At 27.7% G+C, this 14,763-nt stretch carries 12 protein-coding genes; 3 read left to right on the plus strand and 9 right to left on the minus strand.

The window, feature by feature from the left end:
* Window positions 1-104 precede the first annotated feature (104 nt).
* From CLPUN_RS19770 to CLPUN_RS19800, 6 genes are all read right to left on the minus strand, one after another.
* Window positions 105-1,811 (minus strand): ABC transporter ATP-binding protein, encoded by a 1,707-nt coding sequence (locus CLPUN_RS19770; protein ID WP_077848956.1) that lies wholly within the window; start codon window positions 1,809-1,811, stop codon window positions 105-107.
* A 403-nt stretch (window positions 1,812-2,214) separates the two neighbouring features.
* Entirely contained in the window at window positions 2,215-2,883 is a 669-nt protein-coding gene (locus CLPUN_RS19780) for an ABC transporter ATP-binding protein (protein WP_077848958.1), read from the minus strand.
* A complete protein-coding gene (locus CLPUN_RS19785; protein ID WP_077848959.1) occupies window positions 2,880-3,635 on the minus strand; it encodes an ABC transporter permease in 756 nt (251 codons plus the stop codon). Before CLPUN_RS19785 ends, CLPUN_RS19780 begins: the two co-directional genes overlap by 4 nt.
* Window positions 3,610-4,602, minus strand: coding sequence for an ABC transporter substrate-binding protein (locus CLPUN_RS19790; protein WP_077848960.1), 993 nt, complete (start codon window positions 4,600-4,602; stop codon window positions 3,610-3,612). Before CLPUN_RS19790 ends, CLPUN_RS19785 begins: the two co-directional genes overlap by 26 nt.
* A 365-nt stretch (window positions 4,603-4,967) precedes the next feature.
* Window positions 4,968-5,366, minus strand: coding sequence for a zinc-ribbon domain-containing protein (locus tag CLPUN_RS19795; protein WP_077848961.1), 399 nt, complete (start codon window positions 5,364-5,366; stop codon window positions 4,968-4,970).
* A 284-nt stretch (window positions 5,367-5,650) separates the two neighbouring features.
* Window positions 5,651-6,070 (minus strand): YaaR family protein, encoded by a 420-nt coding sequence (locus CLPUN_RS19800; RefSeq protein ID WP_077848962.1) that lies wholly within the window; start codon window positions 6,068-6,070, stop codon window positions 5,651-5,653.
* A 292-nt stretch (window positions 6,071-6,362) separates the two neighbouring features.
* Between CLPUN_RS19800 and CLPUN_RS19805 the strand changes: the two genes are divergently transcribed.
* Complete coding sequence (locus CLPUN_RS19805) at window positions 6,363-8,975, plus strand: calcium-translocating P-type ATPase, PMCA-type (protein ID WP_077848963.1); 2,613 nt, start codon at window positions 6,363-6,365, stop codon at window positions 8,973-8,975.
* A 154-nt stretch (window positions 8,976-9,129) separates the two neighbouring features.
* Window positions 9,130-9,432 carry a hypothetical protein gene (locus CLPUN_RS19810; RefSeq protein WP_077848964.1) on the plus strand — a complete coding sequence of 101 codons (303 nt, stop codon included), beginning with the start codon at window positions 9,130-9,132 and terminating at the stop codon, window positions 9,430-9,432.
* A 185-nt stretch (window positions 9,433-9,617) separates the two neighbouring features.
* On the opposite strand, the gene asnB is transcribed toward CLPUN_RS19810, so the two are convergent.
* Window positions 9,618-11,462: an asparagine synthase (glutamine-hydrolyzing) gene (gene asnB / locus CLPUN_RS19815; RefSeq protein WP_077848965.1), complete on the minus strand. Its 1,845-nt coding sequence runs from the start codon at window positions 11,460-11,462 to the stop codon at window positions 9,618-9,620.
* Window positions 11,463-11,682: 220 nt separating this feature from the next.
* Between asnB and CLPUN_RS19820 the strand changes: the two genes are divergently transcribed.
* Window positions 11,683-13,098, plus strand: a complete 1,416-nt coding sequence (locus CLPUN_RS19820) for a spore germination protein (RefSeq protein ID WP_077848966.1) — start codon at window positions 11,683-11,685, stop codon at window positions 13,096-13,098.
* A gap of 189 nt (window positions 13,099-13,287) precedes the next feature.
* On the opposite strand, the gene CLPUN_RS19825 is transcribed toward CLPUN_RS19820, so the two are convergent.
* Both CLPUN_RS19825 and CLPUN_RS19830 read right to left on the minus strand, forming a co-directional pair.
* Window positions 13,288-14,124 (minus strand): CvfB family protein, encoded by an 837-nt coding sequence (locus CLPUN_RS19825; RefSeq protein WP_077848967.1) that lies wholly within the window; start codon window positions 14,122-14,124, stop codon window positions 13,288-13,290.
* 49 nt (window positions 14,125-14,173) lie between these two features.
* Entirely contained in the window at window positions 14,174-14,677 is a 504-nt protein-coding gene (locus CLPUN_RS19830; RefSeq protein WP_077848968.1) for a gamma carbonic anhydrase family protein, read from the minus strand.
* Window positions 14,678-14,763 lie beyond the last annotated feature (86 nt).

The following is a 14,763-nucleotide window of genomic DNA, read 5'->3' on the forward strand; positions in this document are numbered from 1 at the left end:
TAACATAAAGTTTTTCAGAAGTTAAATTTAAATAACAAGGGAACCTATAAGATAGACTCTCCCAATTTCAATCTTATAGGTTTCCTTTTAATTTTATAATATTTTTATACTGCTGCTAATTTATGTAGTCTGCTGTATTCGCCTTGTTTTCTCATTAATTCGTCATGTGTTCCCTGTTCTATTATTCCTGTATTTCCCAAAACTATAATTTCATCTGCATTTTTAATTGTAGATAACCTATGAGCTACTACTATTGTTGTCCTTCCTGCACATAGTTTTTCTAAAGACTCTTGAATTATACGTTCCGTTGCATTATCTAAAGCAGAAGTTGCCTCATCTAATATTAATATTGGTGGGTTTTTAATAAAAACTCTTGCAATAGAAATACGCTGCTTTTGTCCACCTGACAATTTTACTCCTCTTTCACCAATATAAGTATCATAACCTTCTGGTAACGTGTTTATGAATTCATGAATATTAGCCATTTTAGCCGCTCTTAATAACTCTTCTTCAGTTGCATCTACTTTTCCATACAATATATTATCTCTTATGGTTCCTGTAAATAAAAATACCTCTTGCTGTACTATTCCAATATTTTCTCTAAGTGAATCTAATTTAACATTATAAATACTTTTATTATCAATTAAAATATCCCCACTTTCTGGTTCATAAAATCTCGGAATAAGGTTACAAAAAGTAGTTTTCCCACCACCCGAGGCTCCAACTAAAGCTAACATTTTACCCTTATTAATTTTCACTGAAACATTCTTTAAAACTTTTTTACCTTCATAACTAAAATCAATATTGTTAAATTGAATTTCACCTTCTACATTTTCAAGTTCAATTGCATCTTTCTTATCCTTTTCTCTATCTTCATCCATGATTTCCATATATCTTTGAAAACCTGTAATTCCATTTTGAAATTGTTCCATAAAATTAATAAGCTTTTTTATTGGTTCTGTAAATAACTTTATAAATAACATATATGCCATAAAATCCCCTACAGTTATAAATCCAACTAGTGTAAATATTCCTCCACCTATTAATCCTACGTAATTTAATAGGTCTATTCCGAAACTAGAACCTGAAGAATATTCCGCCATTACCTTATAAGCTTTTTCTCTCGCCTTAATAAATTTCTTATTACCTTTTTCAAATTTTTCTTCTTCAGATTTATGACTTACAAAAGCCTTTGATATTTTTATTCCTGAAATACTATTTTCAAGGCTTGCATTAACTGCACCTGTTTCTACTTTAGTTTCAAGAAATGCTTTATTCATCTTCTTCCTTTGATGCAAAGTAAACCACACTATAAATGGTATAAATGCAAATATTAATATAGTAAGAGGCACATTAATTGTACATAATAATATAAATGAACCTATCAGCATAACAATTGATATAAATAAATCTTCTGGCCCATGATGAGCAAGTTCAGAAATATCCATTAAATCATTAATTATCCTAGACATTATATCCCCTGTCTTATTGTTATCAAAGAAGCTATTCGGTAATTTTTGCAGATGCCTGAATATATGTCTTCGCATATCACCCTGCATTCTTACCCCTACAACATGTCCCCAATACTGCATAAAATAACCACAAGCAGCTTTAATTATAAAAATTATAAATAATATTATTGCAAATATAATAATTAATCTTAAATCTCTATTAGGAATTGAATCATTAACAAGTTGTCTTGTCATCATTGGATATACTAAATCACATAAAGATGCTATAAATGCTACTACTAAATCTAAGGTAAATAATAATTTGTACGGCTTATAAAACGAAATGAATTTCTTTATCATTCAAATATCGCCTCTCTTTCTTTTTTTTATATTTAAAAATGATATTTTCATTTGATTATGGAATAAAAATTATATAGCTTGTATATAATTAAATTAAGATACATAATTTTACAATTGTTTGGTGGTGAATAAATTTGTTAAAAAAAACTTTTGTTATGATTAATTTTAGCTTAGGAATCCTTTTACCTCTATTTTCTTTAAATATAATAATAAATAAATCGGATCCTAACATCTTTTTCCCATTAATTTTTGTTTGTTTAGGCTTTTGTGATACTTTACTTGGAATTAATTTACTAAATGCTAATAAAAAAATCTTAAGTATATCCAGCTTCATACTTGCAATTTTTCTATTTATTTTAGTTGGAAGTAAAATTTTTATATATAACTAAAAATTAAAACTTAATTATATTTCATTTAAAATTTCATTTTTACATTTTTCTAAATCTTTATTAAATATTCCTTTTACTTCAACTGGTTTATTACTAAATACTAATATATTTCCTTGGAAATATATTGATTCCTCTAAGTCATGAGTAACCAAAATAACCATTCTTTTTTCTTTATTTAATAAATTCTTAAATTCATCTATTATAGTATATTTTAATTTGTAATCTAAAGATTTAAAAGGCTCATCCATTAAGATAACTTTTGATGGTTTACCAAAAGCTCTTGCAATGTTTACCCTTTGTTTCATTCCTCCACTTAAAGAACTGGGATATTTATTTTTTATATCAGAAATTCCAACTAATTCTAATAGTTCATCTATTTTTTCATCTATAATAGAACTATGATAATATTTCTTTAATACAAGACCTAAATTTTCTTTGACTGTAAGCCATTCTATTAATCTATCTTCTTGAAATATGTAACTTATATCCTTTAATGAAATTCCTTGAATTTCTCCACTTTGTACTTCTATAAGCCCGGCTATAATATTTAAAAGTGTACTTTTTCCACAGCCTGATTTTCCTATTATACAATTTACCTTATCATCATACAAATCTAGATTAAAATTCTTAAATATTTCTTCATTTCCATAAGATTTATTTAAATTTCTAATACTTATCTTCATCTATTCCACCTATATATTTTTTTCTTCAATGCACAATTTACTATCTCTAAAAATATTGATATAAAAACAATAATCACAATCCATGCAAAAATTCCAGATACGTTAAAATTCACTTTTTCTAATTGTATCTGAGACCCTATTCCAAATTTAGGCTGCCCATATACTTCACCTGTAATTACAACTTTAAAAGTAAGTGAAAAAGTTGATACAAAAATGCTCATAAAATAAAACTTCATAACTGGAACATAAATCTTTTTTATCTTATCTTTTAAACTAACTTCATATATCTTTGTCATATCAATTATCTTTTTATCTATTTGCATGAGACTATTTTTTACACCTTCATAAAGCACTGGAAATATTATAGCAAATCCAATTGCAAACGGAGTTATATCCTTATCAAACCATACTAGTAAAAGAACAACAAGAACCATAGTTGGAATTGTCTTTGCAAAAGAATTTACAGGCTGCATTAAATATTGGAAAAAGGGATACACAGCTCCGAGTACCCCTAAAATCATAGAAAAAATTAAAGCTACTACATAGCTGAGTATAGTTCTATAAAAACTACTAAAAATAACCTTCCAAAAACTTTGTTCCAAAAATATAAGCTTAATAGCTTCAGTTACCTGTTGTATCTTTGGAATATATATATCGTTATTTGTTATTATTGCAATTGCCTGCCATAGTCCTATGAAAAATAAACATGATATTAAAGTATATAATTTACTTTTCCATGAATATTTCATCATTTGGTATGGTTCCTCCTATTGTTTTGGGATCAAATTGGTTTAATTTTTCGAAATAAGTTTTATATTCCTTATAAGAATCCTTAATGTCTACATACTTTATATTTGACTTATCCATAGATTTCATTATTATTGGTTTCTTCGCTGAAATACCTATTTCTTCGCAATAAGTTCCTAAAGTTTCCCTATCACTATATGCCCATTTAGTTCCTCCCTTAACCTTTGATAAAAATTCTTTTACAAATTCTTTATTATTTTCATATAGTTCCTTTTTTACTATAATTGTTGCTTGTGGATATCCATATTCTGAATTATTTATCTTTTTCCACTCTTCATTTAAATCTAGTATTACCTTAAACTTTTCATTTTTACTTTGAACTGTAGATAATGCAGGTTCTGGTATTACCGCGTATTGTGTCTTTCCCGATAATATTATTGGTGCAAGTTCATTTACTCCATCAACATAACTAAAATTAATATCTTTGTCTACATCAACACCTTTATCTTTAAGTACTGTCCTTGCAATTATATCCGGAGTTAATCCCTTACCTATGTTATAAACTTCTTTCCCTTTTAAATCATCAATAGTTTGTTTTTCATTAGTTGAACCTATGTAAAAAGATCCAAAGCCAACAGTCCCTGCTATCTTATATTCTTTATTCTTATTAAATGCAATTGCTGCTAGATTTGAAGGTACTATTGCTATATCTGGCTCACCTTTCATAACACTTGTGCTTAAACTTTCAGAATTTTTTTCAACTGTATAATTAATATTATAACCTGCTTTAACTTCAGGTTTTTCCTTTATAAGCTTTGCCACAGCTATGGCTGGGAGTCCATCTGGTGCTACAAATTTAATTTCTGCAGCCTGTTTTTTGATTTCATTTTGAGCTACATTATTATTTCCACATCCTATCAATGTTAACATTGATAATATCATAACAAAAAATAATGATAATTTCTTTTTCATTTTTTTATTCCCCTTTCAAGAATTTCAAGTGCTATCGAGTTCAACTAAGATTTAGGTTGGGGTTAATACCCATCTGAATCTTAGTTGAACTTATCTAGGGTTGTGTCACTGTTATTCCCCATTTAAAGAAATGAGAGTTTTACAGTAGCTAGATATCAAGTAAAAAATAACAAATTAATTTACCATTATAGTACTATTAATTAATATTTACTCTTAATTATAATATCATAATAACATAAAAATACCAAATTTAGCTTTAATCTATTTGATAAAGTAAACGTCAGCAAACACTTATATTTACACAAAGCTTATAATCTTTCAATTCTTGGAATTACTAAAGGATATTAGATTAATTATGCTCTTATTTAAATTTCCTTGCCGCAATGTGGACAATATTTAAAATCTGAATTTACTTTCCTGCCACAAGTTGCACATATCTTTAGACTATAGTTATTATTATATATATTAATATAATAATCCCCATATATTTCTTGCAAATCCCAGTAAGTAATTTGTACATCTTCTCCTAGTTCAATAGCTTTACCTTTATCTTTTGGAACACTATATAAGCATTTACATTTATCACACAAGACATAATATTTTTCATTCCATTTAAAAAGTGGAATGAAAAAGAAATGAAAAAAATCAAAGTTTTTAATTAATATTCCTGTAACTTTATTTTCGCATTTCTTACAAGTTAAATTATTTAAAATTTTTATTTCTTTATCTTTATTTTCAATACCAAATATTCCTATAAAAAACATCTTATTTTTAACCTCTTCATCATAGAATTTTAAACTTAATACTTTTATATGTATATTGCAGTTTTTATTGTTCAACCTAAATTAAGCCATAATAATTAACTTTAATTACAATTACTTTTTGCAGCATATATAATCAAAAAATAAGTATGTATAAAAATCACTTCATTGTTTATAAAAAGCCAAGGCAATAACCTCAGCTTTTTATAAATTTAATCTTAATGTATATTGGATATGTTTTATAATAATTTTAAAACATATCTTATAGTTATTTTTTCATTTCGTAGTTACCTATATATATCAACAATCATTCCTTGTATTTCATCTATTGTTGCAGCAATATTTATATTACCTTTTTCATCTGATAATAATGCTTGCGTTAATTCTTCAAGCTTAAGATCAACAGTATCAACGGTTATGAAATATTGAGTCTGCCAAAAACTTATATCTTTTTTTGTTTCATACATAAATTTTAATATTGACTCCAAGTACTCTTTTATCATCTTCTTATACATAATTACATCAACATAAGTTTTAGTTGTTATAAGCTTGGTTCCTCTTTTTTTTATATCCTCTATCATTTTATTAAGCTGTTCTTCTGATTTTTTATGTCTTTCTTGACTAAAACTTTGAGAAAAGTCTTTTTTTTCAGAAACTACTTTTCTTTCAGCTGTTACTGTTCCTCTCCTCACTCTTCCTATTTCCATATATACTCAATCCTTTCTTACCTCAAGGCATCTATTTTAACAGTTAACTATTAAGATTAAAAACACTAATACCCCTTAAATATCATATTCGAAAACATACGATAATCCTTAATTAATTATATCAAAGTTCTGCACTCTTCTCTACTCATATTTTTAACATAGATAAAATCTATATTTCATTTTTCCCACATATATAATTTTGAAAATTTTCTAATATATACACGTATATATTTTTCGAATTTTTCTAATATATATATGTATATATTATTTTTTGAATGGAGTGATTTTATCTATGTGGTATGATATAACTTCACAAAATGTTTTAGAAAAATTAAATGTTAATTTAAATACAGGTCTTTCTGAATTAGAAGCGAAGAAAAGACTTCTAGAACATGGTGAAAACAAACTTAATTCCCAAAACAAAAAAAGCATATGGCAGCTTTTCTTATCTCAAATAAATGATGTTATGATTTATATACTTTTAGGTGCAGCTGCTATTTCTGCCTTTATGGAGGAATATAGTGACGCTGTTATTATATTAATTGTAATTTTCATAAATGCACTAATAGGGGTTATTCAAGAATCAAAGGCTGAAAAATCACTTGAAGCCTTGAAAAAGTTATCTACACCCAAAGCAATAGTCAAGAGAGATGGAAATATAAAAGAAATTCCGTCTGAGGAAGTTGTTATAGGTGATATAATTGTTTTAGATGCAGGAAGATATCTTCCTGCTGATTTAAGATTAGTTGAAAGTGCCAATTTAAAGATTGATGAATCAGCTTTTACTGGTGAATCAGTTCCATCAGAAAAAAATAGTAACGTTATGACTTCAGCTGAAAAAGTTCCCTTAGGCGATCAAGTCAACATGGCTTTCATGTCTACTTTAGTCACTTATGGACGTGGAACTGGTGTAGTTGTAAACACTGGAATGAATACTGAAATTGGTAAAATAGCAGATTTGTTAAATAAAGAAGAAGATAATACTACTCCTCTCCAAAGACGATTAGCTTCTCTTGGAAAAACATTAGGTTTTGGAGCTGTTGGAATTTGTATATTAATATTTATCATCTCTATGTTTCAAGGAAGAGATTGGCTTGAAATGCTCTTAACAGCTATAAGCTTAGCTGTTGCTGCTATCCCTGAAGGACTTCCTGCTATAGTTGCCATAGTATTAGCTATGGGTGTTCAAAGGATGATTAAACAAAATTCAATAATAAAGAAACTTCCAGCTGTAGAAACTCTGGGATCTGTAAATATAATATGTTCTGATAAAACAGGAACCTTAACCTTAAATGTAATGACTATAAAGAAATGTTTTATAAATAATAAAATTATTTCCATAGATGATTGTGATTTAAACAATAATGAAACTAAATTACTATTTGAAGGTATGATTTTATGTAATGATGCTACTTCAAAAAATGGTTCTAAAACAGGTGATCCAACAGAAATAGCTCTTTTAGATGCTGGTGTTAAATACAATCTATATAAAGAAGAGTTAAATTTTCTTCATGGAAGAATTGATGAAGTCCCCTTCGATTCTGATAGGAAATTAATGACTACAGTAAATAAATATGAATCTGAGTATAAGATCTTTACTAAAGGTGCTATTGATAATTTACTTAAGCTTTCAAATAAAATATTGGTAAATGGAGAAATTATTAATTTCACCCAAGATAAAAAAGATGAAATAGTGAAGTTTTCTAATTTAATGTCTGATGAAGCTTTAAGAGTTCTTGGTTTAAGTTACAAAAATATACCTAATGAAAATATTACCTTAAATTCATTAGAAAAAGATTTAATATTTGTTGGATTAATGGGAATGATAGATCCACCTAGGCAAGAAGTAAAACCTTCCATTGCTTTATGCAAACAAGCCGGTATAACTCCTATTATGATAACTGGAGATCATAAAAATACCGCTTTTGCAATTGCTAAGGAACTTGGTATAGTAGAAAATTTAAACCAATGTATTATTGGAAGTGAAATTGATGATTATGATAATGAAGCTTTTAATAAAGTGGTTAATGATTATAAAGTCTTTGCTAGAGTTTCCCCTGAAAATAAAGTTAAAATTGTAAAAGCTTTTAAATCTCATGGAAATATTGTCTCTATGACTGGTGATGGTGTTAATGATGCCCCTTCCTTAAAAGCTGCTGACATAGGTGTTGCCATGGGTATCACTGGTACTGACGTGGCTAAAGGTGCTGCTGATATGATCTTAACTGATGATAACTTCACTACAATAGTAAATGCAGTTGAAGAAGGTAGAAATATTTATAATAATATAAGAAAGTCTATAATGTTTCTTTTATCTTGTAACTTAGGCGAAATAGTTGCACTATTTATTGCAATTTTATTTAACTTCAATCCTCCATTATTACCAATTCATATTTTATGGGTAAATTTAATAACTGATAGCTTTCCGGCACTTTCCCTTGGCGTAGACCCAAAAGATTCAGAAGTTATGACGCATCTGCCAAGAGATCCAAAAGAATCTCTCTTTTCAGGTAATATGGGAATGTTTTTAGCTTTAAATGGAACATTAATTGGTGCTGCAACTTTAACTGCATTTAAAATTGGCGAAAGCTTATACATGAATTCCTTAGTTCACGCACAAACTTTAGCCTTTGTTGTTTTAAGCTTTTCTCAATTATTTTTCTCACTTTCTATGAGAAGTAGGGAAAAATCAATTTTTAAGCTTGGCTTATTTACAAACAAATACTTGATGAGTTCAATTCTGCTTGGCATAATAATTCAGATTTTAATTATTATAATACCTTTCTTCTCACAAGTATTTAATTTATTTATGTTAAACCTTAGAGATTGGATTATAGTTCTTTGTATATCGTTAGTACCTTTTATAATTAATGAATTGTTTAAGCTAATAAAATTCCACAAATAAAACCTTTTCATTCCCTTGTTATGACATTTTACTATTTTAATTCTAGTTTTTTATGAATATTGACAAAGTTTTTTTTATTGTTAAATCATAGTTGAAACAAAGAAATATCTATAATAAAATTTATCTTATAAAAGGGATTTAGGAGGTAACAAATATGATAATAAGATGCGTAGATAATAACCTTTGTTCAACATTAACTTTAAGTAAGGAATATATAGTTATAGAAGAAGCTGCTGAATATTATGTAATTCTTGATGATAAGAATGAAGAAACAACTTGCAGAAAAACAAGATTTGAAATTGTTGAAGACGGTGGTTTAACTAAAAAAACCAAAGCTACTATTACAGAATTAACTTATCAATTAGAAAATAACTTTAAAGACATTAAACACTTTTCAATTAGAAAAAATTCTAAAGGTGAAATCAAAGAAATATCTGTAAAATTCAAATATAATTAAAAAAAGTTCTGCTTAATTGCAGAACTTTTTCATTTGCATTTTTAGAAATCCAAGTTAACTGCTACAAAATGAATAAAGGTTTTATAAAACAAAATCGTCTTAACCTCATTAATGAGATTACATTTATGCTTTACATTGATTAAACTTATAAATCTAATTTTGCAACAATTCTATCATTCATAACTTTAAAATAATATATTAATATTATATTGTTTTAGCCATATATTTATTTGAATTAAATAAGCAATTAATTGTGGACCTGTCATCAATTGCCCATACCATGGTGTTTTATACGATTCACCCTTAGTCTCTATAATTTCTCGAATTGCATTATCATCAATAATCTCATGAATTGGTGATGATTTATCATTTAATATTTTTGTCATCATATTACATACTATGTCTGTATATACAGGGTTATGAGTCTTTGGATATGGGCTCTTTTTTCTATATATAATCTCTTTAGGAAGTATTCCTTCAAGAGCTGCTCGAAGCAATCCCTTTTCCCTTCCTTTATATAATTTTATCTCTGCTGGAAGATTAAAAGCATATTCCACCAGTCTAATATCTGCAAATGGTACTCTTACTTCTAAGCTATTATACATACTAGCTCTATCTTTTCTGTTAAGAAGATTTACCATAAACCATTTTAGGTTTAAATAAGATATTTCTTTCATTCTATAATCTCGTTTAGTTTCATTATCAAGATGTGGAACCTTGCTTAATGATTTTTCATATTGAAATCTAACTAGTTCTTCTATTTTCATATTCTTTAAATTATCATTAACTATAACTTTTCTGTTATTAACAAATCTTGCCCAAGGAAAGGTATCTAAATAAAACATTTCATCTCTAGTAAACCAAGGATATCCTCCAAAAATCTCATCTGCACATTCGCCTGACAATCCTACTACGAAATCTTTTCTAATTTCCTTGCAAAATAAAAGTAATGATGAATCAATATCTGCCATTCCTGGTAAGTCTCTGGCAATTACTGCATCATTTAAAGCTAATGCTAGGTTTGAATGGTTCAAAACAACTTTTCTATGATTGCTGTCAATAAATTTAGCCATTACATCAGCAAAATATTCATCAGAGGTAGGTTGAAACAAAGATGATTTAAAATATTTATCATTATCTTCATATTCTATAGAATAGGTTGTAAGCTTTTTCCCCTTATCTTTAAATGATTTAGCTGCTATAGCTGAAATGGCTGATGAATCTAAACCTCCAGATAAAAATGTACATACTGGTACATCTCCTACTAATTGTCTGTTTATAGCGTCTATTAGCAGCTCCTTAGTATGGACTATTGCTTCATCTTCTGTTTCTTTGAATTCTTTGGCCTCTAAACTCCAATACTCCCAAGTTTTAATAGTGTTATCACTTGAAATTAAAAGGCAATTTGCAGGAGCAATTTCTTTTATATTCTTAAATATAGCACTACCAGGGGTTATAGCTGGTCCAAGCCCCAAAAGTTCTGTTAATCCATCTCTATTAATTTCTCTTTTAATTTTAGGATTTGCTAATATAGTTTTTATTTCGGAACCAAATACAAGAGTATTATCTTTCATAGTATAAAATAATGGTTTAACACCCATTTGATCTCTAGCTAAAAAAACTTCCTTTTTATCCTCATCAAAAATACCAAAAGCAAAAATACCAATTAACTTATTAATGCATTCTTTACCAAAACAAATATAAGATGTAAGTAATACCTCAGTATCAGAGTAAGAATCAAAAGTAAATCCTTCTTGTATTAGTTCTTTTCTTAAATCTTCAGTATTGTATAATTCACCATTATAGACTAATGTGTATTTCTTTCCCTCAAATATTTTAGTCATTGGTTGTATTCCACCTTTAGGATCCACTACAATTAACCTTCTATGTCCGAGCAAAACATTTGAAGAAATATAGTAGCCCTTTGCATCTGGACCTCTCTTCTCCAATGTTTTTACCATTCTTTCTAAAATGTTTTTATCTTGTACTATATTATCTTTAAAATTCACTAATCCAGTAATACCGCACATTCATTTCACCTTCTAATAGTAATTACACTATTAAAATATGCACCTATAAAAAAAGTGCGACAGCATAACTAAGATCTTTTTCACTTCTAAAAAAAGTGCAAAACTCTTGATTAATTTTCATACAATTGAGTATATTCCAAAAAAATAAATTATGAATACAATTATGTATATATCACATACTACTTATATAATATTTTGTAAAGAGAGAAGGTAAGATAATTTGAATGTTACATCCAATTACCAAGAAAACCTTAATTTAATTCATTCCAATTTAGCCATTGATAAAACTTTTGATATTGTTGAAAGACCCTTTATAGTAGGTGGACGAAATTCTGTTTTATATTTTTTAAATGGATTTATTAAAGATAACATTATGGAAGATATATTAAAGTCTTTTTTCAAAATTTCTCCTGAAACTATGAACTTATATAAAACAATAGATGATTTTATAAAGAATGAAGTTCACCATGTATCTGTTAAAGGTGAAACTGATTTGGACAAAATTATATTAGCCTTATTAACTGGTCAAACAATAATGTTTATTGAGGGGTACCCTTCATTTATAATACTTGATTTACGTACCTATCCTGGAGCAGATTCATCAAAACCTGAAAAAGAAAAAACTTTAAGAGGTGGAAGAGATGGATTTATTGAAAAATTAGTATTTAATTCTGCTTTTATTAGGAGAAGGATTAGAGATCCTAGATTAGTTTTCGAAATACATCAAATTGGTGATGTTTCAAAGTCAGATGTATGTCTTGCATATATAGATGGAGTTGCAGATAAAAAAATACATGATTTAATAGTTGATAGCTTATCGAAGGTAGATATAAAAGCTTTAACTCTTTGTGATCAAAGTTTAGTCGATGTTATGTGCAAAAAAAATTGGCTTAATCCATTTCCAAAGGTAAGATATACTGAAAGACCTGATGTAGCTGCCGCACATATAGTTGAAGGAAAAATAATTGTTATTGTGGATAATTCGCCTAACATTATGATCCTTCCAACCGGAATCTTTGATTTTTTACAAGATGTAAATGATTATTATTTCCCACTATTTACAGGAAATTATCTAAGAATTGTTAGAAATTTAATAATGTTCTCAACTGTTATGTTAACTCCACTTTATTTACTTTTGGTAAACGGTAATATATTTCTTCCCCCTTTTTTTGATTTTTTGAAACCACAAGAACAATTTGCTATTCCTATGTTATATCAATTCATACTATTAGAATTTGCTGTAGATGTATTGAAATTAGCTGGATTAAATACTCCAAGTCCACTTGGAAGTGCAATGTCTTTAATTGGAGGTTTAATACTTGGTGAGTATGCAATAAAAACAGGCTGGTTTACTCCTCAAGCTATATTATATATGGCTATAGTAACAATTGGAGACTTTACTCAACCTAGTATAGAAATGAATTTTGCTTTGAAATTCGTGAGAATGATTTTATTAGTACTTTGTGGTTTTTGTGGTTTTTGGGGATTTGTCGGCGGTATTATAATTATGCTTATAGTTATGGGAACTACCAAGACAATAGCAGGAGACAAATACTTTTACCCACTAATACCATTTAATTGGAAGAGCCTTAAAAACTTGCTATTTAGAACAAGAATATCAAAGGATGTTCAATAATACTCTAAATAATTTACAATTAAAAATAAACAATTAACAATTGAGACTCAAATCGCATTTTGATGTGAAAATGTATTTCATATAAATCTCCTTAAAGAGATTTCTTCATTCATTGCTTAAAGTGTACAATAAAAGAGCTCAATTGTAGATTGTTTATTTATTTATTTATTTATTTATTTATTTATTTATTTATAAAAGCCTAGTTCCTTCTTTATCTTGTGTTATTAACTTTTGCTTCATTAATCCACCAAGAGTCATTTTAAAGTAATTCTTACTTGTGTTAAATTCTTTCTTTATGTCCTCTGATGAAGATTTATCATTAAATGGCATAAATCCTCCATTTTCTTTTAAATACTTAAGTATTTTTTCTGTTAGTACTTCTCTTTCATCTAATCTTTTTTTCCTTGTTGTTACTCCAAGAGTACCATCTTCATAAATTCTCTTGACTCTAGCTTGTATTTCTTGACCTGGATATATATAATCAAAATGTTCATTTGCCAATATTAATCCTCTATATTTACCATCAATCATTACATTTAAAGTACCATTTTCACATGTATCATAAACTATTGCACTAACTTCATCTGATGTTTTGTACATACCTTCTTCTGACATATGTAAATATGAATCTATTCTTGCTGTACCTGCTAATCTATCTGTTTTATCTACATACATATAAAATAAGTATTTCTTACCTTCTTTAAGTTTAAAGCTTTGTTCTCTTAATGGAACAAATAAATCTCTTTCAAGTCCTATATTTACAAAAGCTCCAATATTATTTTGGCTTATAACTTCTAAATAAGCAATTTGACCTACTGTTATCAGTGGTTTCTTTAAAGTTGAAATCAACCTATCCTTAGAATCTCTATAAATAAATACTTCTAATTTATCTCCTTCTTTTATTTCATTACCCTTTGCTGCACTATTAGGAAGTAAAACTTCATCTCCAAAATTATCTTCAAGATAATATCCAAAATCCACCTTTTTACTTACTTTTAATTCATTATATTCTCCAATTAATATCATACTATTTTTTCCTCCATTAACTACTTAATTTTATATCTTAAGTATTTCTTTATTCTTTAATTTTTTTGCTCAGTTCTATATACCCTAAACAAGATTTTTTGTTATTCTTAATTTCTTCTTCTGTTAAATTTCTCACTACCTTTGCTGGATTTCCAAGGATTAAAACTCCATCTTCAAATTTCTTATTCTGAGTTACTAAACTCCCTGCACCTACAATAGTATTATTACCTATTTGGGCTCCATTTAATATTATAGCGCCCATTCCAATTAAAGTATTATTTCCAATTTTACAACCATGAATTATAGCTCCATGTCCAATCGTGCATCCTTCTCCAACTTCAACGTGTTCATTTTCATCTACATGTATTATAGCATTTTCTTGAACATTTGTATTTTCACCTATAATTATGCTAGCTACATCACCTCTAAGAACAGCACCAAACCATACATTAGTATTTCTTTTTAATGTGACATCTCCGATAATTACTGACGTACCTGAAATATAGACATCTTCTTGCACCGTAGGTTTTTTATCCATAAAATTTATTATCATAATTTATCACCTCATCCAATACTAAAGTTATTTTAACATTACATTGAGTTATTGTCATTATTTTACCCATCTTTATAATAATATAT

Origin of the sequence: Clostridium puniceum (assembly GCF_002006345.1) — a bacterium.
Classification (GTDB): domain Bacteria; phylum Bacillota; class Clostridia; order Clostridiales; family Clostridiaceae; genus Clostridium; species Clostridium puniceum.